The organism is Thermovibrio ruber (assembly GCF_055380895.1).
On record NZ_AP042397.1, the window covers coordinates 690635 to 714322 of the forward strand.

The 23688-nt window shown below is 45.0% G+C and carries 29 protein-coding genes; 21 read left to right on the forward strand and 8 right to left on the reverse strand.

The genetic code is table 11. From position 1 onward, the window contains the following. Positions 1 to 16: 16 nt before the first annotated feature. The 12 genes from murJ to ACZ424_RS03570 all read left to right on the forward strand — a co-directional run bounded on the left by murJ (position 17) and on the right by ACZ424_RS03570 (position 9841). Positions 17 to 1537, forward strand: a complete 1521-nt coding sequence (gene murJ, locus ACZ424_RS03515; protein WP_464905133.1) for a murein biosynthesis integral membrane protein MurJ — start codon at positions 17 to 19, stop codon at positions 1535 to 1537. Continuing rightward, positions 1538 to 2296: a prolipoprotein diacylglyceryl transferase gene (gene lgt / locus ACZ424_RS03520; protein WP_464905134.1), complete on the forward strand. Its 759-nt coding sequence runs from the start codon at positions 1538 to 1540 to the stop codon at positions 2294 to 2296. After that, on the forward strand, positions 2297 to 3211 hold the full coding sequence (locus ACZ424_RS03525) for a branched-chain amino acid transaminase (RefSeq protein WP_464905135.1): 915 nt from the start codon (positions 2297 to 2299) through the stop codon (positions 3209 to 3211). Between the two features lie 278 nt (positions 3212 to 3489). Further along, entirely contained in the window at positions 3490 to 4923 is a 1434-nt protein-coding gene (locus tag ACZ424_RS03530) for an ASKHA domain-containing protein (protein ID WP_464905136.1), read from the forward strand. Next, a complete protein-coding gene (locus ACZ424_RS03535) occupies positions 4920 to 5174 on the forward strand; it encodes a DUF4911 domain-containing protein (protein WP_464905137.1) in 255 nt (84 codons plus the stop codon). Before ACZ424_RS03530 ends, ACZ424_RS03535 begins: the two co-directional genes overlap by 4 nt. Then, on the forward strand, positions 5162 to 5593 hold the full coding sequence (gene gspG, locus ACZ424_RS03540; protein ID WP_464905138.1) for a type II secretion system major pseudopilin GspG: 432 nt from the start codon (positions 5162 to 5164) through the stop codon (positions 5591 to 5593). The genes ACZ424_RS03535 and gspG overlap by 13 nt, the downstream gene beginning before the upstream one ends. Then, entirely contained in the window at positions 5593 to 6315 is a 723-nt protein-coding gene (rlmB, locus tag ACZ424_RS03545) for a 23S rRNA (guanosine(2251)-2'-O)-methyltransferase RlmB (protein ID WP_464905139.1), read from the forward strand. The genes gspG and rlmB overlap by 1 nt, the downstream gene beginning before the upstream one ends. Before the next feature lie 48 nt (positions 6316 to 6363). After that, entirely contained in the window at positions 6364 to 6765 is a 402-nt protein-coding gene (locus ACZ424_RS03550) for a hypothetical protein (protein WP_464905140.1), read from the forward strand. A 31-nt stretch (positions 6766 to 6796) separates the two neighbouring features. After that, positions 6797 to 7786: a two-component system sensor histidine kinase NtrB gene (locus ACZ424_RS03555; protein WP_464905141.1), complete on the forward strand. Its 990-nt coding sequence runs from the start codon at positions 6797 to 6799 to the stop codon at positions 7784 to 7786. 2 nt (positions 7787 to 7788) lie between these two features. Then, positions 7789 to 9150, forward strand: a complete 1362-nt coding sequence (locus tag ACZ424_RS03560) for a sigma-54-dependent transcriptional regulator (RefSeq protein WP_464905142.1) — start codon at positions 7789 to 7791, stop codon at positions 9148 to 9150. A 94-nt stretch (positions 9151 to 9244) separates the two neighbouring features. Next, positions 9245 to 9496 carry a 4Fe-4S binding protein gene (locus ACZ424_RS03565; RefSeq protein WP_464905143.1) on the forward strand — a complete coding sequence of 84 codons (252 nt, stop codon included), beginning with the start codon at positions 9245 to 9247 and terminating at the stop codon, positions 9494 to 9496. A gap of 165 nt (positions 9497 to 9661) precedes the next feature. Next, the gene (locus ACZ424_RS03570) at positions 9662 to 9841 is read left to right on the forward strand and encodes a hypothetical protein (RefSeq protein WP_464905144.1); all 180 of its coding nucleotides are present in this window, start codon (positions 9662 to 9664) and stop codon (positions 9839 to 9841) included. Here the strand turns inward: ACZ424_RS03570 and ACZ424_RS03575 are convergent. From ACZ424_RS03575 to prfA, 4 genes are all read right to left on the reverse strand, one after another. After that, positions 9838 to 10707, reverse strand: a complete 870-nt coding sequence (locus ACZ424_RS03575; RefSeq protein WP_464905145.1) for a hypothetical protein — start codon at positions 10705 to 10707, stop codon at positions 9838 to 9840. The genes ACZ424_RS03570 and ACZ424_RS03575 overlap by 4 nt on opposite strands. Continuing rightward, positions 10704 to 11750, reverse strand: coding sequence for a uroporphyrinogen decarboxylase (gene hemE / locus ACZ424_RS03580; RefSeq protein ID WP_464905146.1), 1047 nt, complete (start codon positions 11748 to 11750; stop codon positions 10704 to 10706). The genes ACZ424_RS03575 and hemE overlap by 4 nt, the downstream gene beginning before the upstream one ends. 12 nt (positions 11751 to 11762) lie before the next feature. Beyond that, on the reverse strand, positions 11763 to 12878 hold the full coding sequence (locus tag ACZ424_RS03585; RefSeq protein WP_464905147.1) for a radical SAM protein: 1116 nt from the start codon (positions 12876 to 12878) through the stop codon (positions 11763 to 11765). A gap of 67 nt (positions 12879 to 12945) precedes the next feature. Continuing rightward, a complete protein-coding gene (prfA, locus tag ACZ424_RS03590; RefSeq protein WP_464905148.1) occupies positions 12946 to 14034 on the reverse strand; it encodes a peptide chain release factor 1 in 1089 nt (362 codons plus the stop codon). An 80-nt stretch (positions 14035 to 14114) separates the two neighbouring features. On the opposite strand from prfA, the gene ACZ424_RS03595 reads away from it, so the two are divergent. The 4 genes from ACZ424_RS03595 to ACZ424_RS03610 all read left to right on the forward strand — a co-directional run bounded on the left by ACZ424_RS03595 (position 14115) and on the right by ACZ424_RS03610 (position 17790). After that, complete coding sequence (locus ACZ424_RS03595; protein ID WP_464905149.1) at positions 14115 to 14714, forward strand: hypothetical protein; 600 nt, start codon at positions 14115 to 14117, stop codon at positions 14712 to 14714. A gap of 9 nt (positions 14715 to 14723) precedes the next feature. Continuing rightward, positions 14724 to 15107, forward strand: a complete 384-nt coding sequence (locus ACZ424_RS03600; protein WP_464905150.1) for a hotdog domain-containing protein — start codon at positions 14724 to 14726, stop codon at positions 15105 to 15107. Then, the gene (locus ACZ424_RS03605; RefSeq protein ID WP_464905151.1) at positions 15040 to 15555 is read left to right on the forward strand and encodes a hypothetical protein; all 516 of its coding nucleotides are present in this window, start codon (positions 15040 to 15042) and stop codon (positions 15553 to 15555) included. The genes ACZ424_RS03600 and ACZ424_RS03605 overlap by 68 nt, the downstream gene beginning before the upstream one ends. A gap of 489 nt (positions 15556 to 16044) precedes the next feature. Beyond that, entirely contained in the window at positions 16045 to 17790 is a 1746-nt protein-coding gene (locus ACZ424_RS03610) for an HD-GYP domain-containing protein (protein WP_464905152.1), read from the forward strand. Here the strand turns inward: ACZ424_RS03610 and ACZ424_RS03615 are convergent. Beyond that, positions 17782 to 18693 carry a sensor histidine kinase gene (locus ACZ424_RS03615; protein ID WP_464905153.1) on the reverse strand — a complete coding sequence of 304 codons (912 nt, stop codon included), beginning with the start codon at positions 18691 to 18693 and terminating at the stop codon, positions 17782 to 17784. The two genes, ACZ424_RS03610 and ACZ424_RS03615, sit on opposite strands and share 9 nt — an antisense overlap. Next, a complete protein-coding gene (locus ACZ424_RS03620) occupies positions 18641 to 19300 on the reverse strand; it encodes a response regulator transcription factor (RefSeq protein ID WP_464905154.1) in 660 nt (219 codons plus the stop codon). The genes ACZ424_RS03615 and ACZ424_RS03620 overlap by 53 nt, the downstream gene beginning before the upstream one ends. A gap of 61 nt (positions 19301 to 19361) precedes the next feature. Between ACZ424_RS03620 and ACZ424_RS03625 the strand changes: the two genes are divergently transcribed. The 5 genes from ACZ424_RS03625 to ACZ424_RS03645 are packed head-to-tail and all read left to right on the forward strand — an operon-like array spanning position 19362 to position 22260. Continuing rightward, positions 19362 to 19616, forward strand: coding sequence for a hypothetical protein (locus ACZ424_RS03625; RefSeq protein WP_464905155.1), 255 nt, complete (start codon positions 19362 to 19364; stop codon positions 19614 to 19616). Beyond that, complete coding sequence (locus tag ACZ424_RS03630) at positions 19600 to 20379, forward strand: inositol monophosphatase family protein (RefSeq protein WP_464905156.1); 780 nt, start codon at positions 19600 to 19602, stop codon at positions 20377 to 20379. Before ACZ424_RS03625 ends, ACZ424_RS03630 begins: the two co-directional genes overlap by 17 nt. A gap of 12 nt (positions 20380 to 20391) precedes the next feature. Next, entirely contained in the window at positions 20392 to 21282 is an 891-nt protein-coding gene (locus tag ACZ424_RS03635; protein WP_464905157.1) for a P-loop NTPase, read from the forward strand. Beyond that, positions 21272 to 21412, forward strand: coding sequence for a CD1871A family CXXC motif-containing protein (locus tag ACZ424_RS03640; RefSeq protein WP_464905158.1), 141 nt, complete (start codon positions 21272 to 21274; stop codon positions 21410 to 21412). Before ACZ424_RS03635 ends, ACZ424_RS03640 begins: the two co-directional genes overlap by 11 nt. Before the next feature lie 8 nt (positions 21413 to 21420). Further along, positions 21421 to 22260, forward strand: coding sequence for a 4Fe-4S binding protein (locus ACZ424_RS03645; protein WP_464905159.1), 840 nt, complete (start codon positions 21421 to 21423; stop codon positions 22258 to 22260). 30 nt (positions 22261 to 22290) lie between these two features. Here ACZ424_RS03645 and ACZ424_RS03650 read toward each other — a convergent pair whose 3' ends face one another. After that, the gene (locus ACZ424_RS03650) at positions 22291 to 23487 is read right to left on the reverse strand and encodes an FprA family A-type flavoprotein (protein ID WP_464905160.1); all 1197 of its coding nucleotides are present in this window, start codon (positions 23485 to 23487) and stop codon (positions 22291 to 22293) included. After that, on the reverse strand, positions 23487 to 23651 hold the full coding sequence (gene rd, locus ACZ424_RS03655) for a rubredoxin (protein WP_464905161.1): 165 nt from the start codon (positions 23649 to 23651) through the stop codon (positions 23487 to 23489). Before rd ends, ACZ424_RS03650 begins: the two co-directional genes overlap by 1 nt. Positions 23652 to 23688 lie beyond the last annotated feature (37 nt).

Sequence of the window (23688 nt, forward strand, 5' to 3'; positions counted from 1 at the left end):
CTATAATTCCTCTGCTATGAGAAGTTCTCTTTTAAAATCTGCCGGTATTGTATCACTATCAATCTTTGGAAGTAGAGTTTTAGGACTTTTAAGAGACATCGTTATTGCATCCACTTTTGGAGCCGGAGCTCTCACCGACGTATTCTTCGTAGCCTTCAGAATTCCAAACCTGCTGAGAAGGATATTTGCAGAGGGCTCGTTCAACGCAGCTTTCGTTCCAACATTTACCAAAAAAGCAAAGGAGTCTGTAAGAGAAGCGGAAATTTTAGCCGGACAGGTATTTGCAGTCCTTCTAATACTCTTAACGGTTACAGTATTTCTTGGAGAGCTCCTTGCCCCTTTCATAGTAAAAGCCGTAGCTCCCGGGTTCAGTGGAGATAAATTTATATACGCTGTTAAGCTTTTAAGGGAAATGTTCCCATACATAATGCTGATAAGCCTTACAGCCTTCTTAGGGGGAATCCTTAACGCATTCAACCGTTTCTTTGCCCCCGCATTCTCAACAGCCCTTTTTAACCTATCACTCATCTTGTCGGCACTACTACTTTCTAAAGAGCTCTCAGTTGAAGCTCTATCAATCGGAGTCATAGCTGGTGGAGTCCTTCAAGTTCTCCTTCAGATTCCATTTCTAAAGGAAGTTCCCGTTAAACTGCGCCCTATCTTTTCTCTGTCTCAGGAGGCGAAAAAAGTCCTTATAAACACTGTTCCTGGCATCTTCGGGTTTGCAGTCAGACAGATATCAATGCTCATAGACACAGTAATAGCCTCTTTCCTCTCTACCGGAGCCATTTCTTACCTCTACTACGCCAACAGGTTTGTTCAGCTTCCTTTAGGAATGTTTGCGATAGGCCTGTCCCAAGTTCTCCTTCCAAGGCTCTCAAGGAACGTAGGGGAAAAGGACTTCCACAGGGAATTTGAATCGGGAATTCTCCTCTGCTCTGCAGTTGTCATTCCGTCGGCAGTGGGACTTATTTTTTTCGGAAAACCCATACTTGATCTCTTCTTTAACCACGGAGCATTTACAGAAGCAGACTTAAACAGAACTTACACCGTCCTAATATGCTACTCCTTAGGCCTCTTCTTCTTCTCAATGGAAAAGATAGTCTCAAACGTCTACTACTCCTTAGAGGAGTTCAAAATCCCCGTAAAGGTTGCGGCCTACACTCTCTTTTTTAACCTGATAGTGAACTTAGTTCTCTGTTTTGTTTTTGGAATGGGAGCTCCCGGCTTAGCCCTTGGAACGAGTCTAACTTCACTTGTAAACCTCTCTACGCTACTTCTCATTCTAAAGAGAAGGTTTAAAATTAACGCCGTGAAAGCGGTTATAGTCAAAGGAGGAAGGTATTTGGCCTTATCTATTCCCGTTGCTCTTTTAACAGTAGGAGCGACCTACCTCTACGGAAAAGCAGGTGAACCGTTGGAGAAAGCGTTTATTGTGGCACTAACGGTGGTTTTTTCCGGTGCTGTTTACGGAGCTCTCCTCTTCCTCGTTAAAGACCCACTTGTTGAAATGCTCACAAAAAAGAAGGAGGCATAAATGCACCCAATACTTTTCAAAATCGGCCCCATAACAATCTACACCTACGGGGTAATGGTTGCTTTAGGTATCTTCTTTGGTTCACTTGTCTTAGTTAAGTTGGGAGAGAGAGAGGGAATTAAGAGGGAAGACATCGTTGATACGGCTTTTTGGAGTGTAGTTGCAGGCTTTTTAGGAGCAAGGCTCTTCTTCTTCATCTACAACCCGGAATACTTAAAACCCTGGTATAGAGTTTTCTACATATGGGAAGGAGGGCTGGTATGGTATGGTGGAGTAATATTCGGAGCTCTTACGGCAATCTACTTCATAAGGAAAAGGAACATTCCCGTCTGGAAGTTTGCAGACGTCGTTTCAATAGCCCTCTCCGTCGGGCTTGGTTTCGGAAGGATAGGATGTACAACGGCAGGCTGCTGTTACGGTAAGGAGTGCCACGCCCCCTTTGCAATCGTCTTTAAAGACCCACATTCTGCGGCTCCCTTAAACGTTCCACTGTGGCCTACCGAACCTGTCTCATCTGCAGCGAACTTCCTGATAGCCTTAATCCTCTACCTTCTCTACAGACGGAGGAAAGTTCCCGGAGAGGTATTCGGGTTCTACCTAATCTTCTACGGAACTTTCAGGTTCCTTATTGAATTTGTAAGGGCAACGCCAAAGGAGATACTGGGAACTTTCAGCAACAACCAGATCATAAGTATTATAATGGTTGCCGCAGGAATACTAATTCTCATCTACAGAAGAAAGAGAGCGGAGGAAGCGTAGATGGAAAGGTTCGCCTACTTTGAGGGAAAGTTTGTTCCTCTAAGAGAGGCCAACATAAACATACAGACAAACTCGTTCCACTACGGAACGGCAGTTTTTGAAGGAATAAGAGCATACTGGAACGAAAAGAAAAAACAGCTCTTTGGACTTTTCTTTAAGGAACACTACGAGAGGATGCTGGCAAACTGCAAAATTCTGAACCTGAAGGTTGAAAAGAGCGCTGAGGAGCTAACTGAGATAACGGTGGAGCTCCTCAGGAAGTGCAACCACAGAGAGGACACGTACATAAGGCCGATAGCCTACTTTGCAGACCTAAAAATCTCCCCCAAGCTCGTCGGCTACAGAACAGAAATTGCAATTTACACACTTCCCCTCGGAGATTACTTAGACCTTTCAAGGGGTTTAAAGGCAAAGACCTCAAGTTGGCACAGGATAAACGACACAATGATTCCTGCAAGGTGTAAGGTCGCCGGAGCCTACGTTAACAGCGCTTTTGCAAAGACAGAGGCTCTACTAAACGGCTACGACGAAGCCATAATGCTCAACCCAGACGGAACTGTAGCAGAAGGAAGCGGAGAGAACGTTTTTATCGTTAGGAAAGGAAAGCTCATAACAACTCCCTCTTCATCAAACATACTGGAAGGCATTACGAGAAATGCAGTTATAGAGATTGCAAGAAACGAGCTCGGAATAGAGGTAGAGGAAAGGCCGATTTTAAGGAGCGAACTTTACGTTGCAGACGAGGTCTTCTACACGGGAACGGCAGCTCAGATCGCCCCGGTAGTTCAAATTGACCACGTTGTAATTGGGAATGGAGAAATAGGAAAAATTACGAAAAGACTTCAAGAGATTTACTTCTCAATAACCAAAGGTGAGAACGAGAAATACTTCCACTGGCTTACTCCCGTTTACTGATGAAAAGATAAGGCCCTCGGAAAAAGAATTAGAGGCGATAAGAGAAACGGTAAGGAAGATCGTCGGGGAGGGGGGAGGTTTGGCTTTATAGAAGCACAAAGATAGACTAAACTTCAAAACGTTAGAAGACTAACTTTTAGACATACTCAACAAGTTAGAAAGGTAGAAAGAATTAATGGAGCTCAGGAACCTTCTAACCCTCACCTACCCTTGGAAAGAAGAGCTCCCAAAAATCTTAGACAGGTTCAAGAACTACCTCAATGAAAGGAGAATAGAGCTTGAAGATTAGAGTTTCCGTTCCCGAGGGAAGAACACTATACGAAATCCTTAGAGAGAAGGGTTTTATGCGCTCTGCCTACTGCGGAGGTAGGGGAATATGCGGAAAGTGTATCGTTAAAGTAAATGGAAGGGAAGAACTGGCCTGTCTTCTATTTGGCCCTTTTGAAGGGGAGGTGGAGCTCCCGGAGGAGACCCTCATCTCTGAAGGAGAGAGGCTTCCAGATATTCCTGTTGAAGGGAAGGAGGGATTTGGAGTTGCAGTAGACCTTGGAACGACTGGAGTTGAGGTAGCCCTCTTTGACCTGTCAACGGGGAAATTTATAAAGAGTTTGAAAACCCTGAACTTTCAGTCAGCCTTCGGAGCAGACGTCGTAACGAGGGTTGAGCTTGCAAGTGAGAACTACGAAAAGGAGAGGGAGCTCCTCCTAAACACAGTCTCTTTCCTCTTTAGAGAACTAGGAGCTCCCGTAAAAGAGGCAGTCGTCGTCTCAAACTCCGTTATTCACCACTTCTTTTTAGGACTTCCAGTATCAGGATTTGAGAGGTTTCCGTTTAAGCTTCAGGTTGAAGAGGAGGTTTACACAACAGGTAAGGAGTTAGGGATTGAAGGTTTTGAAGAAACAGTCTTCTACGTCCCACCACCTCTAAAGGGTTTCATCGGCTCAGACTTCCTCTCAAACCTACTGGTCTTAACAGAAGACAGAAAAGATTTTGCCGTTGCAGACCTTGGAACAAACGCAGAGATGGGAATCTGGAAAAGCAGAGAGGGAGTTGCCGCCTCAGTCCCTGCAGGGCCTGCCTTTGAGGGAGTTGGACTTTTTTCCGGAATGAGGGCAGTTGAGGGAGCTATTTTCAAGGTGTTCTTTGACGGAAGGGACTTTAGGTTCTTAACGATAGGAGGAAAGAGACCCTTAGGAATATGTGCAAGCGGATACTTTGACCTTATATACCTGCTTAAAAGCTTTAGGGTAATAACAAAAGAGGGGACTCTCAAGAGAGAAGGAGCTCCCCCACTAATAGCCCAGAGGATAAGGGAGATTAACGGAGAAAAAGCATTTGTCCTTTACGAGTCTGACGAAACACTCATAGCCCTAACCCAAAGCGACATCAGGAAGTTTCTCTTGGCAAAGGGGGCCGTTTACGGAGCTCTCAAAACACTATCTGAAGAGGCCGGAATTCCTGAAGAGCTCTTCTTCTCGGGAGCTTTTGGAAGCCACATAGATAGGCGGAGCGTAAAGGGACTTAAGCTAATCCCCGAAAACTTCCCAGAACCTGTTGCTGTCGGAAACTTAGCCTTAAAAGGGGCATCGCTCCTACTTGGCAGAAACGAAAAGAAGGAAAAAATTAAGGAGTTAAAAGGAGTTGTTACTCCAGTTGAGCTTGCAACGAACAAAACCTTTGAAGAGGCCTACATAGAAGGAATGGAGCTTTGAGACCACTAATTAAAGGTAGAAACTTGGTTTACAGAGTTAACCCAAAAGACATAGCTTTTATAAACGCCATTTTTGAGTGGTATCACGAAATAGCAACGGTCAGGACGAGAGACCCTAAAGATGGGCTGATAGAGCTCTGGATAGCCCCAGACTTCTTTGACGAGGCGATGAAGGCAGTTGAACACCTTAAAAACTTCGTTGATAAAATGGAGTTTGTAGAAGAGGTAGGAGATAACTGGTGGAGAGAGTAGAGGAGGCCAAGTTGGAAAGGAGAAAAAGGAGAGGTTTTACTCTACTTGAGCTGATGATTGTAATCGTCATTTTGGGTATGCTTGCAGGCCTAATAGGGCTGAAGCTCATAAAGAGGGGAGAGGAGGCAAAGATAACCCTCACCCAGGTGCAGATGAAAAACTTAGAGGAAGCTCTTAATCTGTATAAACTCCACAACTCCCTCTACCCCACAACAGAGCAGGGACTTAAAGCCTTAGTTGAAAAACCCACACTTGAACCGATACCCAAAAACTGGAAAGGCCCCTACATAGAGAAAGTTCCAAAAGACGCGTGGGGAAACGACTTTATCTACATCTCTAATGGAAAGCACTTTACGCTCATCTCTCCCGGCCCCGACGGAGAGGAAGGAACAGACGACGACCTGAAAGTGAACCAGTAATGGTTGTATACGGCGTAAACCCGGTTGCAGAGGCGATTAGAGCCAACTACCCAATACTGAAAATCTACGTTGATGAACACTTTAGAGACAGGGAAAGAGTTCTAAAAATCGCCAAAGAAAAGGGAATAAAGGTAGTTAAGGCCTCTAAGAAAAAGCTGAGGGAGCTCTCCAAAACAGAGAAACACCAGGGAATAGTAGCACTAATATCTCCCGTTGAACCTGTTGAATATGGAGAACTCCTTGAAAAAACCGTTAGGGAAAACGGCTACCTTCTCTTTTTAGACAGAATAGAAGATCCCCACAACCTTGGAGCAATCTTCAGGTCTGCAGACGCCTTCAAGGTAACAGGAATAGTCCTTCCTAAAGACAGAAGCGCAACAATTACAGAAACTGTCGTTAAGGCCTCTACCGGAGCGGTATTCTACGTTCCCTTCTCCATAGTAAACAGTTTCTCAACGGCACTCAGAGAGTTTAAAGAGGTCGGAGGCTGGTTAATCGGCCTTGAAGCAGGAGGAAAACCTCTAAGCAGTTTCAGTTTCCCGTTTCCTTTAGGGCTTGTTGCAGGTTCAGAAGGGAAAGGAATTTCAAAGAGCACGATGAAGCTCTTAGACGAAGTAGTTGAAATAGAGATGGGAGGACACGTTAACTCACTCAACGTCTCAAACGCGGTAGCAATAGGGCTTTATAAAGTTTTCACAGAGAGGTTTATTTTAAACGGTTAAAAACTAAATTATTTGAGGGACGGAAAAAACGGAATTTCAGGAGGAGAGATGGAAGAACTTAAGGGTAAGCTGGTCTTTGTTCAAACTGCTGGAGGAGAAGGGGCAGTTCCAACGTCTGGAATCCTTGGAGTTGTTGAGGAGATTACCCCCGAAGCTGTAAAGCTTAAAGAGGCTGGGGTGTTCGCCCTTCTACCTACAACAAAGGGAGCTCAGGCAACAATTATGCCGTTAGACCCAACGGCAAACGAGCCTGTAGAGGCATACCTGGTAAAGTCACAAATCGTCGCAATCGTTCCGGTAGGAGACAGGTCAAGACTTAAAGAGTTCCACCAGCAGTTTAAGGCTGCAGCAGCCGGAATAGAGCTCCCCAGCGCAGGGACAATAGACATGTCCAAACTGAAAGAATTTCCAAAAGGTGGAGGAAACAAAGGAGGGCTCTCCATAACTTAGGGGAGCTCCCTTTCCCCTTAAAGGTTAAGAGATGAACGTTGAGTTTGAAGACCTACTCTTCTCTCTACCGTTTCCTGCGGCGATAACTGACGAGACGGGAAAGATAGAGAGAGTCAACCAGAAGTTTGAATCACTCTCAAACAGGTCTTTAAAGTTTCTAAAGGAAAAAAGGATATCTGAAATTCTAAAGGTAGAGGAGCTCCAGTCCCTCATAGAGAAATCCTTTAAAGAAAGCATAGAGATAAGGGGATTTAGAAAGGGAGAGTTCATATTCCACATCTCCCCCCTCTTTACGCCCTCAAAAAAGGTAGGAGTTCTGATTCTAATAGAGCCCTGTAACCTCTCTCCCTTTGAAGAAGATATAACACTGTTTCTTAAAGGGCTTTCCCACGAGATAAAGAACCCTTTAAGCGGAATAAAAGGAGCGGCAAAGCTTTTTAAAGAGCTCAGAACCTACGACGAGGAGTTGGCTCAGGTAATAGTTAAAGAGGTTGAGAGAATAGAGAGGTTATTAAAGAACATTACAAGGAGTTTTGACTTCTCAAAGCTCTCGTTCACAAAGGAAAACATCCACAGAATAATTCAGCAGGTTTTTAACCTCTTTACTCCCAGGCTACAGGAGAAAGGAATAAAAGTAAAGTTCCTGTTTGACCCATCTCTGCCGGAAGTTCCCGTTGACGTTGATAAAATGACACAGGTAGTTCTAAACGTTGTAAAGAACGCCATAGAAGCGGTTGAAGAGGCGGAGGTCAGAGAAATTACAGTTGAAACAGGTTACGCCATACGGCCTTCAGGGTTTATCTACGTAAAAGTTACAGATTCAGGCAGGGGAATGGACGAAGAAGAGCTCCAGAAGTTCGGCCTTCCTTTCTTTACAACGAAGGAGAAAGGTTCAGGCCTCGGAGCCTTTATAGTGAAAGAGGTCGTCAAAGGGCACGGCGGAGAGGTAAAAGTGGAGAGTTCCCCCGGCAAGGGGACGTCTGTTAAACTCCTGATTCCCATGAACCCGATAAAGAGGTAAGGTTGGCAAAGATACTCATAGCTGACGACGAAAAGAGCATAAGAATAGTCCTTAAAAAGTTCCTAACGTCACGGGGACATCAGGTTTTAGAAGCAGAAAACGGGAAAAAAGTTGTTGAAATTGTAAAAAAAGAACCGATTGACCTTATTTTCTTAGACCTAAAAATGCCGAAACTCAACGGACTTGAAGTTCTTGAAAAAGTAAAAGACGTACCTGTTGTCGTTTTAACGGCCTACGGAACAATGGATTACACAGTAAAGGCCATTGAGCTTGGAGCTGCAGAGTACATAACAAAACCCTTCTCCTTTGAGGAGATAGAAGAAGTACTTAAAAAGCTCTTAACGAAAAAGGAAGAGGTAGAGAGAAGAAAAGAGGCAGAATCGGGAATTGTCGGAAGCAGTAAAGTTATGCAGGAGGTCTTTAAGACCGTTGCAAAGGTTGCAAGGAGCTCCATAACCGTCCTAATAACCGGAGAGAGCGGAACGGGAAAGGAGGTCATTGCAAGGGCTATCCACAAATATTCAGACAGGAAGGATAAACCCTTTGTAGCCGTAAACTGCGCAGCCCTCCCTGAAAACCTGTTAGAGGCGGAGCTCTTTGGATACGAGAAAGGGGCGTTTACGGGAGCCGTCTCATCAAAGAAGGGACTCTTTGAACAGGCAAACGGCGGGACCATATTCTTAGACGAAATAGGAGAACTCCCCTTGCCCTTACAGGCGAAACTGTTAAGAGTTCTGCAGGAGAAAGAGGTTCGTCCTATAGGAAGCGAAAAAAGCAAAAAGGTAGACGTTCGGGTAATAGCTGCAACGAACAGAAACCTTGAAGAAGAAGTTAAGAATGGGACTTTCAGGGAGGACCTATACTTTAGACTCAACATTGTGAAGGTAGAACTCCCCCCTTTAAGGGAGAGGAAAGAGGATATCGTCCCCCTTGCCCACCACTTTATAAAGAGGTTCTCTCAGGAGTTCAAACTGTCCCCTAAGGAACTCTCCGCCGACGCCGTTGAGTTCCTCCTCTCATACCACTTCCCGGGAAACGTCAGAGAGCTTGAAAACATGATTCTAAGGGCAATGGTTCTCTCGTCCTCAGACTTCATTACAGCTGAAGACTTAAAAAGGCAGGTATACCAAGAAGCTCCCTCCTTAGAAGGCCTAATCAGGGAGTTCGTCCTAAAGGTCTTTACGGTTGAGCAGAAGGAAAAGAACAACCTCTACGACATAGTCGTAAAAGCGGCGGAAAGAGCCGTAATCTCGGAAGTATTAAAAAGGTGCAACTTTAACCAAGTAAAGGCCGCAAAAGTGCTGGGAATCCACAGGAACACACTAAGAAGAAAAATAAAAGAGCTGGGAATAGAGCTCTCTTGACGAAAATCAATTCCTCCATTTGTATCTAGGAATAAATTGAGTGATGATATAGAATAAATTAGCCTATATTAGATGACACATTCGGACGGTAAAGATGAAAGTATCAGCACAGGTGAGAAACCAAGTAATCCTGACTCAAGACGGCTCACCTTTCCTTCCCCAATACCCGGGAGGTATAAACCTTTTAAAGTGCACAGGCTGTGGAGAGTGTGTTGAAATCTGCCCCCAGAACTGTATTGAACTGAAAGAGATTAAAGGAAAAACCGTTGCAATAATAACGGGGTCGGAACTCTGTATAGGGGACGGTTTCTGTAAAATCGTCTGCCCTGAAGACGCGTTCCTCTGAGGCGTAAACTGTTCCTCCGGTTCGGAGGAGGTAGAGGTAAACGAAGAAGAGCTCCTCTCAGACGAAAACGGAAACTACGCCTACCTAACCCTTGGAGGGCTACTCTATACTCCTACATACTTAAAGGACATAGACCACAGTAGATGTCAGAACTGTGAGAGGTGTTTGAAGCTCTGCGAAACGAGGGGAATTGACGAAAACGGAAACGTAATCCCAGAGTTTCCAGAAATATGCTCTGGATGTGGCCATTGCGGCAACATCTGCCCAGCAAAGAGCATAGAAGCAAGACCTATTCCCCTTGAAGAGATGAAAAGGAGAGTAAAGCTGAGGAAAAGCTCACGCTAATCGCAGACCGAGAGCTTCAGTCCCAATTCTTTAACAGCCTCTTTAACGTTCGGCTTAGAAGCAATAAGTGTCTTTAACTCCTTAAGGCTAACAGGTTCAGGTGGTTGAATCTCTATCTTCAGACAGGAAGGGTTATTGATAAATTCCTTTAAAGGCCTTCCTATCCTGTCGTAAATTTCCCTATCCTTAAAGCTCTGATCTACCATTGAGGTAAGCTCTTCCTTTATCCTTTCAGGCGTCATCCCTTCCTGCTTTGCTGCGTAGTTGAGAAACGTTTCGTAAAGACCCCTGTTTTTAAAGACTATCTCAAGGAGGGAGAGCTCCCCTTTCCTCAAAATAGGATTAATAGTCGTCCTTCCCTCAAAGAACTTCTCAACAGTCGGGTAATCAAAGTTGTCTATTTCTGCTTTAAAAGAAAAACTTCCCATACTTTTAAGGTCCAAAAAGAAAAAAGGAAGAAAGCTCTTACCGTTAAAACTGTAACCACCGTTTAAGTCAAAGTTAAAACTTGATCTACCAAGAAGTTCGTTAAAAATGGGGAGCTCTAACTGAAACTCCCCGCCTTTAATTACCGTCCTCAGGTAAGGAGGGAACTTCTTCTCCCTAAAGTTAAAAGGGAGGTCAACTATAAGTTTTTGAAATCTACCGGAGAAGAGCTCCCCCTTAATCGTTAAGCCGTCAACTTCAAGGTCGTTTGGTCCCAAACTGTAGTGAAACCGGGAGTAGGAAGTTGTATAGGGTAATCTTGATAAGCGCCTGTCAAACTTCTCCTTCAGCTTAATGTTTGCGTAGGCCTCAATGGCAAAGTAGGCTGAAACTAAAGCAACAATACAGAGAACAACGGCGACTAATATCCTTTTCTTCATCTACGGAGCTCCCTGCTAACCCTGTGAACTGTATCAACTAAGAATTTTGCCTTCTTAGGGTCTGTCGGTGGGAGAATCCCGTGGCCAAGGTTGAATATGTGCCCCCTTGCCTTTAGTCCCTCCTCAAGTATCTTCCTGACTTTCCTCTCTATCGTCTCCTCGTCTGCAAAGAGGGCAACTGGGTCTAAGTTCCCCTGAATTGACTTATCAACCCTTTCAAGGGCAAAGGGAATTTCCGTCTTCCAGTCAAGGCCTATAACATCAACGTTGAGCCTGTTGTTTACCTCTAACAGGTGAGCGGCGTTTACGCCGAAGTGGATTATAGGAGTCTCAGGGTGCCTTTCCTTCAATGCATTTACAATTTTTTCTGTATACGGAAAGACAAACTGCTCGTAGTCTTCCCTTGACAGAACTCCCATCCAGGAGTCAAATATCTGGACTAAATCTACACCGGCTCTTATCTGGGCAGAGAGGTATTCAACAACTGTGTCTGTAAGCTTTGATATAAGAGCGTCCCAAACTTCTGGGCTGTTCCACATTGTTGATTTTGCAGCTATGTAGTTCTTGGAGCTCCCCCCCTCCAACATGTAACTTGCAAGGGTGAAGGGAGCTCCAGAAAACCCAATCAACGGCCTGTCTGTAAGCCTCTTTTTAATTATCTGAATCGTCTCAAGGACGTAAGGTAGGTCTTCCTCAGGATTTGGAACTTTCAGCCTCTCAACGTCGTCTAAACTCTCTACTTTTGGCTCAAGAACAGGTCCTTTCCCTTCAACGAATGAGACTTTTATTCCCATCTTCTCAACAGGAACTAAGATGTCAGAAAAGAGAATCGCAGCGTCAACTCCTATTTCCTCTATTGGAATGAGAGTAACCTCAGCGGCAAGTTCAGGGTTTCTACACAAGCCCATAAAAGAACCAACCTGAGCCCTAATCTTCCTGTAACGTTCAGAGTACCTCCCTGCCTGTCTCATAATCCAAATGGGAGTGTATTCAGTTTTCTCTCCCCTTGCCGCCTTAAGAATTGGATGGTCTTTTAAAGACATTCGCTCCTCCGGTTAAATCTTCTTTATCCTGTCCAGGTTAACTCCAACCCTCATTTTTACAGGAACGTACTTACAGATAGGGTCTTCGTGCATGTAGTCTCCGTGTTCCCAGTAAGCCCTTACCCTACAACCGTTACATATCTTAACGTATTCACAAACTCCGCACCTTCCTTTGTACTCTTCAATCTTTCTCATATCCTGCATTATCTTTGACTCAAACCAAGCCCTGTGGAAGGGAACGTCAAAGACATTTGTGTCTGAAATCGGGAAGTAGCTACAAGGCCTTAACCAGCCGTGGCAGTCTATGTAGGCTATTGACTGTCCAGCCACGCAGCCCTTTCCTCCGCCAGTTCCGAAGACAAGGTTCCTCCTCTTAAGGTCAAGGCCGTCGCGCTTAGCGTTCTGGTAGAAGATCCTGTAGTAGTGGGGAGCACAGGTTGGGCGAACTAAGATTGTATTGTCCCCTTTAAGGATTAGCTCCTTCTCAAGCTCGTAATGCCAGTTGAGCCAGTATTCAGCCTCTTCGGCGTTGAGGAGCTCCGCGTTTGCCTCCTCTCCTCTTCCAACGGGAAGGACGATGAACATATACCAGGCCTTTGCTCCAAGCTCCCTCGCCTTCTTATAGACGTTTGGAATGTCAAAGGCGTTCCTCTTCGTAAAAGAGGAGTTTATGAGGAACGGAATTCCGTGCTTGTTGAAGAGCTCCGCAGCCCTTATAACCCCCTCGTAGGCTCCCGGTTGTTTTCTGAAGTCGTCGTGGATTTCGGGAGTTGAACCGTCTAAAGAGAGGGAAACCATCTTTATCCCAACTTCCTTCATCTTCCAGCAGACTTGGTCGTCCACCAGCGTTCCGTTTGTAGCTATACACATCCTAAAGCCAAGCTTCGTCCCGTACTCGGCAAGCTCCCAGATGTCCTCCCTTAAGAGGGGTTCTCCCCCGGTTAGGACAACGGTAGGCTTTGAGAGCTTTGCTATGTCATTAAGGAGCTTCTTTCCGTCCTCAGTTGAGAAGTCTCCCTGTTCAGATTCAATGGTTGATGCAGAACGGCAGTGGATACATTCCAAGTTACAACGTCTCGTAATCTCCCAAGCTATCCACTTGGGTAAAAACTCCTCTTTTGTAGCCATCTTTAGTCTCCTGCAATTTTATTGAGAAGCCAAAATATAGAAGAATAAAAAATCCCACCTTTGCCTTCTACTCGGCTTTTGCCAGTTCTTCTATTTTCTGAGCCTGCTCAGCAGCAGCAAGGGCGTCTATCATCTCGTCTAAGTCGCCGTCTAAGAACTCCTGAAGGTTGTAGAGGGTAAGTTTTATTCTGTGATCTGTTACCCTACCTTCAGGAAAGTTGTAAGTTCTAATCTTCTCGCTCCTGTCTCCGCTTCCAACCTGAGAGCGACGGGCCGAGTCAAGTTTTTCCTTTTGCTCTCTCTCGTAGAGCTCTTTAAGTCTTGCCCTTAGAATTTTCATCGCCTTTATTCTGTTCTGAATCTGAGAGCGCTCGTTTGAGCAGGTAACGACAATTCCCGTTGGGATGTGAGTAATCCTTACCGCAGAGTCCGTCGTGTTTACGTGCTGGCCTCCTGCACCGGAAGAACGGTAGGTATCTATCTTTAAATCCTTCTCGTTTATCTCAACGTCAACTTCCTCAGCTTCAGGGAGAATTGCAACAGTTGCCGTTGATGTATGAATCCTTCCTCCAGATTCAGTTACGGGAATCCTCTGAACCCTGTGAACTCCAGACTCATACTTGAGCCTTGAGTAGGCTCCCTTACCGGAAATCATTGCAATGACTTCCTTAAAACCGCCAAGACCGGTTTCGTTTAGTGAGAGTATCTCAACCTTCCACCCCTTCCTCTCTGCATACCTTGAATACATTCGGAACAAATCTTGGGCAAAGAGGGCGGCCTCCTCTCCACCTGCTCCTGCCCGTATCTCAAGGATTACGTTCTTCTCATCGTTGGGATCTTTTGGAATCAGGAGTTTTTTCAGCTCATCCTCAAGCTCCTCAGCCTTCCTCTCAAGCTCCCTCTTCTCCTCCTTCGCAAGCTCTACAAGTTCCTCGTCCTCTCCAGACTCTATAACTTCAATAGCCTCAGCTATTCCCTCTTTTGCCCTCTTATACTCCATGTATGCCTCGTATATCGGCTGGAGCTCCTTGTGCTCCCTTGCAAGGGCTTGAAACCTTTTCTGGTCTGAAATAACCTCAGGTTTCCCTAAACTCTCCTCTATCTCTTTAAACTTCTTGGCTATGTTCTCAAGCCTCGTCTCAATGGCCTTCTCCATACTGACCCCTCAGATTCAATTTTCGCCATAAAAAGATTAACCTATAAAATAGTTTAGCAAGGAAGGAAACGGAGGACATTATGAAAAAATTAGTTCTAACTGCCACCGTCATTATTCCCCTCCTCTTCTCCTGCGGTGGTCCAGAGTTCAGCGTCGGTTATAGATACGTTCCTCCAAATAACAACGGGAAGTGTCTTAAGGCGTGTCAGGAAAAGTTTACAGAGTGCCAAGAAAAGTGTGCTAAAGAGAGAGATAAGTGCCTTAAGGATGCTAGAAAGAGAGCAGAAGCAGTCTACCAGAAGGAGTTAGACGTTTACGAGAAAGAACTTGAAGCCTACAACAGGGCATACAACGACTACCAGAGAGCTCTCCTAAACTGGAACAACAGTTACAGGAAACTGTACAGGGATTATCTCTACTTCAAGAGGGCCTGTAAGAAGACAAAGGACTACTACGCCTGCAACAGAAGAGACCAGCTTGAGGAGGCTTTAGAGACTCTAAACGAACAGAAACCGGTTTCTCCGACACCTCCTAAAAAACCAAACCTTTCCGACATCGTTTCAGAGCTCTCGTCAAACTGCTACACAGACTGCGGATGTAAAGAGGTCTACAACAGCTGTTTTACTTCCTGCGGTGGAGAGATAATTCCCTACAAGTTCTGCGTCAAAAACTGTAAGTAGAGGTGGAAAATGGAGATAAAAACCCACAGAAAGATTGATAAGGAGATTTCTGGAGAGCCTGTAGAGCTAAAAGAGGGCTACGCCAAGGTTATTTTAAAGACAAAACCTTTCATGGCCGCAGACGAGAAGGGGCTTGTCCACGGAGGATTCCTCTTCTCTGCCGCAGACTACGCTGCAATGCTCTCTGTTAACCACCCAAACGTCGTTTTGGGATTTGCAGAAGTCTCTTTTCTGAAGCCTGTAAAGGTTGGTGATGTGGTTGAGTTCATTGCAGAAGGAGAAACCAAGAACAAAAAGAGAGTTGTTGAAGTTGTAGGATACAGAGATGGAGAAGAGGTCTTTAAGGGAAAGTTTACCTGTTTCGTTCCCTCAAAACACGTCCTTGACCGTTAGCAGAGAGGCTTTAGAGGAAGCCGAAAAGGAGGGGAGCTCCCGGGAGTTCTTCTACAGGCTGGTGGAACTCCTTTCCGGCCTTCCCCGAAGGGAGATTAAGGAGTTAAACCATGAAAAACTGATAAAGGAGATTGTTAAGGCCAACCATTTAGAGAAGTTCTTCTTCCCCTCAAAGAGTAAAAACATTTACAGTACCCTCAGAAAGGCCTTTAGGTTAAAGGAGAGAGCAGAAGTTGAAAGGGAGTGGGAAAGAAAGATTAAGAACTGGAGGGAGGAGTTTGAGGAGAAGCTCCACAAGGCGGCAAGCATATACCTGTTAAGGGTAGACAACTGGGAGGTTATGAGGGAACTCTACAAACGGGAGTGGCTTCTCCCCTCAGAAATCCTAAACGGTTTTAACGGAAAACCTGAAGAGTTTGAAGACTGGATAATCAGGACTTCAAACTAGGAGTTTTTAAAAAAGAGAGCTGAGAAATGGTTAAAACTCCCACCATTTAAGAGGCGGGAAAAGATAGTCAACGACATACTAAAGGCCTATAGCTTAAACTGTTTAGAGCTTGGAATCTACGGCCTGTTTCCGCTCTCTGAGGGGGTTGTTTGGGACACTTTCGTAAAGGAAAACACGTTAGAGGCAGACGTTGAAGTTCTCATAAGGAAGAGGAACAGGAAGTTTGTAACAATCCAGTATGTAGTAAATCTGATAGTTGAGAGGGTATTCTCAGCCGAAAACATTCCACCCTTTTTAGACTGACATCCCTTTATTGAATACAAAGAGGGGACCTTAAACAGACACGCAATCCAGCACGGAGTGGCGTTAGAGTTTGGAACAGTTAAGAACTTCTTGAAGCTCTTTTACTTTATAGATTTTCTTTTTGAAATTACATATCTCTTATACTAAAATTAACTAAGTTCAGAAAAAATCCTTTAAGAGAAAGGTATGAAATCTAAAAAAGCGTTTCATGTTTTCCGAAGAATTAGAACCGAGAGGAACAGGAGCTTTGCTTTTACCCTTTTCATCCTTTCTGTAGTTAACCTTTTTCTCTTAGTTGTTATCTTTCTCTCCTCAGTTGAGAATAAAGTAAAGATATCGCTTCTATTAACGGTTTTACTCCAAACGGTTTTAGTACTCCCCCTCCTATTTACAAGAAACCCAAAATACTCAAACCTCTCCTTCCTTCCTGTTCTCCTGTTCCTCGGCTACTCAATCTACGGAGTTAAGAACACCATCTACGGAGGAGTAGCCTCACTCCTCTTTTCAACTATTAACGCTGGATACATATCATTCTGGTACTCAGTCTACTACAACTTTATGTACCCTTTTATCTCAGCTTCCTCAATTTCAGCTATAACACTCCTCTCCTCACTCCTTATCTTCAAGTCAAACGGAAGCTTTGTGGTTTCAAATTATCCAACCTTGTACCTCTACTCTCTTCTTTCCCTCTCTGGAATCTACGGAGCCTCTTTTTTGTCGGGAACTGTAGTAAACAGGCTCCTCTACCTGGCAAAGCTTAGAGAAATCCTATTAGTAAAGCTTCCCTCTCCAGCAGGTGTTAAGGTAATTTCAAGAACTCTAAAAAGGCTCCTTCCTACGCTCCACGTCAACAGCATAAGAGTTTCGGGGGAAGAGAGAAAAGTCTTTGTATCCAGAAGGAATGGAGGGAAAACCTTCAGGTGGAACTTTGGCTTCTGCTTGGTAGAGATAAAGGCCCATCCCCTTTTTAAGTTCCCTATATTGGTTGAGTGGATAAACAGCATTGCAGCAACAATTTCAGTCCTCTTTTTAAAGGTAATCTTTGAGGAGGAGAAAAAGGAATACCAGCAAAGAATTGAGGAAATATTGGTCGATACTATTGAGCTAAGGGACCCGTATACAAAGGGACACTCAGCAAACGTTACCCACTACAGCCTAGAAATAGGAAAAGCCTTAGGCCTAACCAGTAACCAGCTTGAGAAGCTGGAGAAGGCGGCCCTCTTCCACGATATTGGGAAGATAGTAACACCCGACAAGATCCTCCTCAAGCCAACAAAACTAACAGAGGAGGAGTATGAGGTTATAAAACTACACCCTACTGTTGGGTACCTGATACTTAAGGAGATAAAAAGGTTTGAGGAAGTTGCAACTGCAGTGAAACACCACCACGAGAGGTGGGACGGCTCAGGCTACCCAGACGGCCTGAAAGGCGAGGAGATACCCCTACTCTCAAGAATAATAGCTGTTGCTGACGTCTTTGACGCTCTAACTTCAGACAGGCCCTATAGGAAGGGGTTAACTGCCGATGAAGCTCTTAAGATTATTATGAAGGAGAGGGAGAAGTACGACCCTAAGGTTTTAGAGGTTGCTGAAAAAGTTCTGAAAAGTGTTGAACCGGTTGAAACTTTCTCACTGAAGATGAAGGAGGCTGAGTTCTTAGACATGTACAGGAAACTCCTCTCCTGGAGCTCCGTATGCTTCGGAAACTGCACAAGCAGAGGAAATATAGGAGGAGTTTTAGTTGAGTTTAAAGAGTTTTCCTACGAAGCATACAGGGAATTCCTAAAGCTCTTTTTAGACAAGAGTAACGTTCAAGTAGTTTTACTGGCAGACAAGAGGATTCTAATCATCTCCGGGAAGGATAAGGAAGAGGAGAATTTTAAACTCCTTAAAAGCTTCCCCAAAGTTAAGAGTGCCACGAAGCTATTTTAGAAACTTCACTTTAAACTCCGTCCCCCTGCCAACCTCCGATTCCACATCAACCTTCCAGCCGTGAAACTTTGCAATCTCCCTAACTACAGATAGACCCATCCCCGAGCCGGAACTTCCCTCCCCCTTAAAAAACCTCTCAAAGATTCTCGGAAGGAGCTTTTTAGGAATCCCCCTACCTGTATCTGAAACCTTCAAGAAATCAGGCGTTAGCTCAACCCTTACCTCTCCGCTATCTGTGAACTTGAGGGCGTTCTCAATCAGGTTCTTAAGAAGCTGCTGATACAAGATTCCATCTGCAGGAAGGCTAACGTCTACAAGGTTTGAAACCAAACTTAGACCCTTTTCTTTGGCCTTTTCCTGAAACAGAGAAACAACCTCTTCGGTTAAAGGCCTCAGGTTAATCCACTGAAAGGAAGATGTCCCCTGAGAGAAGAGCTTTCCAATTCCAAAAAGAATTGACTCAATCCTCTTTGACTTCTCATAAATCTCTTCAACCACTTCTCTCTCTGAACAACCACCGTAAAGGAGAAGGTACTCGGCATTTCCCTTTATCGCTGTTAGAGGAGTTTTTATCTCGTGGGAAAGGGTTGAAACAACGTTTCTCTTTATCTCCTCAATCTCAACCTCAAGGGTGATATCCTTCTTCAGGCAAACCACAAGGTCTCCAACCTTAGAAAGCTTTAAAAGGTAAGTCCTTTCACCTTCGTTAAACGTTGCGGAGCTCCCTCCCGTTTTAATGGCCTCGTCAAAGGCCTTTATAACCCCCTGGAACGGGTAAACGTCCCACAGCTTTAAAAACTTCTCCCCAACAACAAAACCTTTCAGGTCAACGACTTTTATCTCCGGAAACTTAGTCTGGAGCTCTTTCAACCAGCCTGTATCCAACTCCCCAAACCGTCTCAATCCTTCCTCCAATCTTGTCCCTCAGGTGCTTAACGTGGACGTCAACAGCCCTCTTTGAGACCCTCTCTCCCTTCCAGACCTTGTTAAGGAGCTCCTCCTTAGGCACAACCTTTCCGGCGTTTTCCAGTAAAACTTTTAGAAGCTCCTTCTCCCTCCTGGTCAATTTAACTTCTTTTCCATCAATGAGAGCTCCTATCTCTGTAAGTTGAATGCCCTTACTATCAGAGAAAGATATAAAACTACCTTTCCTTCTCAAAAGAGCTCTTACCCTTGCAAGGAGTTCCTTTATACCAAAGGGTTTTGTAAGGTAGTCGTCGGCTCCACTGTCAAGCCCCTTTACCTTGTCATCTTCACTTGATAGGGCTGTAAGCATCAGAACCGGAACCTCTACTCCCCTTTCCCTTATGAATCTACAGGCCTCAACGCCGCTCATTCCCGGAAGCATCAGGTCAAGAATCACAACGTCAAACTCCTCCCCGTAGTCAAAGAGGGCACTTATAAAAGACTCTGCAGTAGAGAACTCCCTTACAGAGAACCCTTCCTTCATCAAAACTCTCTTTAAAAGGTTTACAATTGAAAGGTCGTCTTCAACAACGGCTACTCTCAAGGCTCCTCCCGAACTACATTAGGGTTAAAATTAGGAAAAAACCTGTAAAGGAACCGTTAAAATGTTATCAGACGAGTTTATAGCTGCAGTTGAAAAAGCCTTTTCTGTAAAGGGATTTGACCTGAACGTTGAGTTCCACGACCTTGAAACCTGGGACGAGGCCATATTCCACACAAAAGGGTTAATCTCTGAAAACGGTGTAAACTACGTCTCGTTTCACCACACCTTTAAGGTTGAGTTCCTCCTCGAAAACGGGAACCTGATTTCCCTATCATACAGACCAGTACCGGGAGATACCTATGGAGAAAGTTATTAACACAGCCGTAAGGGCGGCAGAGAGAGCCTCAGAAGTTCTCCTTGACTACTTCGGAAAGATAAAAACACCAGAAGTTGAGGAGAAGGCGAAAAACGACTTCGTGACAGAAGCTGACAAAAAATCAGAAATGATTATTATTAAGACAATACAGGAAGTTTTCCCTCAACACACTATAGTTGCAGAGGAAAGCGGCCTCCACTCCGGAAACGACTGGAAGTGGTTCGTAGACCCCTTAGACGGGACGAAGAACTTTATCCACGGGCTGCCTATGTTCTGCGTCTCTATCGGAGTGGAGTTTAAGGGGGAGTTAGTTGCGGCAGTTGTTAAAGCTCCCGTTTTAGACGAAACCTTTTTAGCCGAGAAAGGAAGCGGAGCCTACTGTAACGGAGAGAAGCTAAAGGTAAGCTCAAGGCCTTTTGAGATGGCCTTAGTTGCAACAGGTTTCCCCTTTAGAGGGAAAGAGTTGCTGGAAGACTATCTAAAGTGTTTTAAAGAGGTTTTCTTGAAGGTCTCCGGAATTAGAAGGTGCGGCTCGGCAGCTTTAGACCTTGCCTACACGGCAAAGGGAGTGTTTGACGGTTTCTGGGAGATGTCCCTCCACCCGTGGGACATAGCCGCCGGAGTTCTTCTGATTGAAGAAGCAGGCGGTAAGGTTTCAGACTTTAAAGGAGAGAAAGGCTACTTAGAGAGCGGAAATATAGTGGGAGCTTCTCCAAATACTTTTAAGAAGCTTCTTCAGATAGTCCAAAGACACCTTACTTAGGAGGTTAAGAGAATGGCATTTGACGAGAAGAAGTGTGAAGGCTGCGCCCACAAGGACAAGTGCCAAACCGCACAAGACCCTATGGACGTTAAGCTCACCTGCAACCTTTCCAAGATAAAGCATAGAATCGGAGTTCTCAGCGGTAAAGGTGGAGTTGGAAAAACTACAGTTGCAACAAACTTGGCAGCAGAGCTTGCAAAGAAAGGTTACAAGGTTGGCCTTTTAGACGCAGACATCCACGGGCCAAACGTTGCAAAGATGCTTGGAGCAGAAGGGCAGAGGCTCTTTGCTGACCCAAATACACAAACTATAAAGCCGTTTATTCCACTTGGAGTGCCGAACTTAAAGGTTGTCTCTATGGCATTTCTCCTTGAAAACCCAGACCAACCGGTCGTCTGGAGAGGACCATTAAAGCACCAGGTAATAAAGCAGTTTCTTGCAGACATTGACTGGGGAGACCTTGACTTTCTAATTATTGACCTTCCCCCGGGAACTGGAGATGAGGCTTTAAGCGTTGCCCAGCTCATTAAACCGATGGACGGGTTCGTTATAGTCACGACACCTCAAGAGGTTTCACTTTTAGACACGAGGAAATCTATCAGCTTTGCAAAGATGATGAACGTTCCAGTTTTAGGAGTTATTGAGAACATGAGCGGCCTTATCTGCCCCCACTGCGGAAAGGAGATTGATCTCTTTAAGAGGGGCGGCGGAGAGAAGGCCGCTAAGGAGATCGGAGTTCCCTTCTTAGGTAGAGTTCCCATTGAACCTGCAGTAGTTGAAGCTGGAGATAAGGGAGTTCCCATTGTTGTCTCCCACCCGGAGAGTCACTCTGCAAAGGCTTTCTCCGAGATCGTTGAAAAACTCTTAGAGGAAGTAGGAGAGAAGGTTGAAAGTGCCAACTAAAAAGGTTGTTGCGGGAGGAACTCTCCTCCTCTCCCTCCTTTTAATAATCCTTGGAGTTCTCCTTGGAGAGCCCAGAATAGTTTGGAGTAACGGTAAAATCCTCTGCCTTACCTGTATCGGGATAAATTAGGAGAGGGTATGTTAAAAATTTCGCTCTTTAAGAACAGGCGGCTCTATCAGTTCTTAACAGGTTTAACTGCAAACCTTCCACTCTGGAACTTTATAACCGGAAGGCTCTACACAGGGAAGCTCAAGTCTATTCCATTCCCAATTATGAACTGTTACGCCTGCCCTGCTTCACTCTACTCCTGTCCAATAGGGACAATCTCACACTTATTGGTCATAAACAAAATTCCTCTCTTAACACTTGGAATTATCTCTGCCGTTTCAGCCTCGTTTGGAAGGTGGATATGCGGCTGGGTCTGCCCTTTTGGGCTAATTCAGGATTTACTGAACAAAATTCCCTCCTTTAAGTTTGACCTTCCAAAGCCCTTCGTTTACCTCAAATACCTGATGCTAATCTTCGGAGTTATTCTCCTACCGTTCCTCTTTAAGGAACACTACTTCTGTATGGTCTGCCCGACGGGAACTGTTGAAGCAGGAATCTACTGGGTTGCAGTTAGTTCAATGATTGCAAACATGGCAGGAGCTTTCTTCCTCTTTAAACTTGCCTTTGGAAGTATGTTCCTCTACGGCTCAATCTTCATAAAAAGGCCCTTCTGCAGGTATGTGTGCCCGCTGGGAGCTCTCTTCTCAATCTTTAATAAGCTCAGCATCGTTGACTTTAAGGTTGACAGGAAAAACTGTATTGAGTGCAACCTGTGTAAGAAGTCCTGTCCAGTTAACTACCCGATATACGAAGATCCGAACTCTCCGGCCTGTTTAAGGTGTCTAAACTGCGTAAGGGTTTGCCCTGTTGTTAAGGTTGATTTTCCCGTTTTTAAGACAAATGAAACGGTAGAGAACTTAAACAATTAAGAGTAAGCCCCCGCAGGGGCAGAAAGTACCCTAAAGTGTACTGACCTCCTTAACTTTGTATGCAAGCTCCTTTGCAAACTGAGTGAGTTTCTCGTAGTCTTCTTCCTTTGGAAGTCCCTTAACCAAAACAGGCTCAAGCCACTCGGCCTTTACGTTTTTCAGAGTATCCTGAACGTGTTTCACCATAACCTTTCCGTTCCAGCCGTATGAACCGATAACCCCTAAGAACTTGGTCTTCGGCCTTAAACCGTTCATCAGGTAGGCAAATGAGATAACCGCAGGGTGGGCTCCTGCAAGAATAGTTGGGGAGGCGATAACGACGGCTGCGGCGTCAACCAAGTCCATAGCAACGTTTCCAAGGTCTGACTTTATGAGGTTATATGGGCGGACGATTACCCCCTCCTTTGAGAGCTCTGAAGTTAGAAAGTCAACCATGTGGCGGGTGCTATCGTGCATTGAGACGAATGGAATTATCACCATAGGCTTTACTTCGTCTGAAACCCACCTCTTGTAGGCATCAGTCATAAAATCAACGTCCTTTATGACTACGCCGTGGCTTGGGGCAACTATCTCGGGCTGGAGCCTGTCTATGAGGGCAAGGTGCTTCTTTATAAAGTTCCTGAAGGGCATCATAATCTCTGCGTAGTAGCGCTTTGTCTCAAGGTAGACTTTTGCCCTGTTCTCGTCTGTAGTGTCAAAGAGCTCTGAAGTAGCAATGTGTGAGCCTAAGAAGTCACAGGTAAAGAGGACTCTATCCTCCTTTAGCCAGGTAAACATCGTCTCCGGCCAGTGAACCCAAGGAGCCATAAAGAACTGAAGTGTCTTATTTCCAAGGGAGAGCTCCTCTCCCTCCTCAATAACCTGGAAAACGTCTTCAGGAAGGTCTAAAAGGTCTATGAGCATTGACTTACACTTTTTGTTTGTAACGACCTTAGCCTCTGGGAACCTCTCTAAAACGTCTGGAATTGCTCCGGAGTGGTCCTGCTCTGCGTGGTTTGAAACGATGTAGTCAACCCTATCAACTCCAGCATCCTCTAAGTTTCTAAAGAGCTCCTCCTTCTTAAAAGGCTCAACCGTATCTATTAATGCAGTTTTCTCGCTTCCAACAACTAAATAGGCGTTGTAGCTTGTCCCTTCAGGAAGTGTTACGAGCTCGTCAAACAGAACTCTGTCCCAGTCAATCGCCCCTACCCAGTAAACTCCTTCTTTTATCTTCTTAGCAGCCATTACTCCTCCACAGGCTCAAAGTCTTCCTTCCCAGCCCCACACCAAGGGCAGGTCCAGTCATCAGGAAGTTCCTCAAAAGGCGTTCCTGGAGGAATTCCGTTTTCAGGGTCTCCCAACCCTGGATCGTAGATGTATCCACAGGGAACACAAACGTATTTCTTCATTTTTACCTCCTTAAAAAGAACAATTCCTAATAAGGAA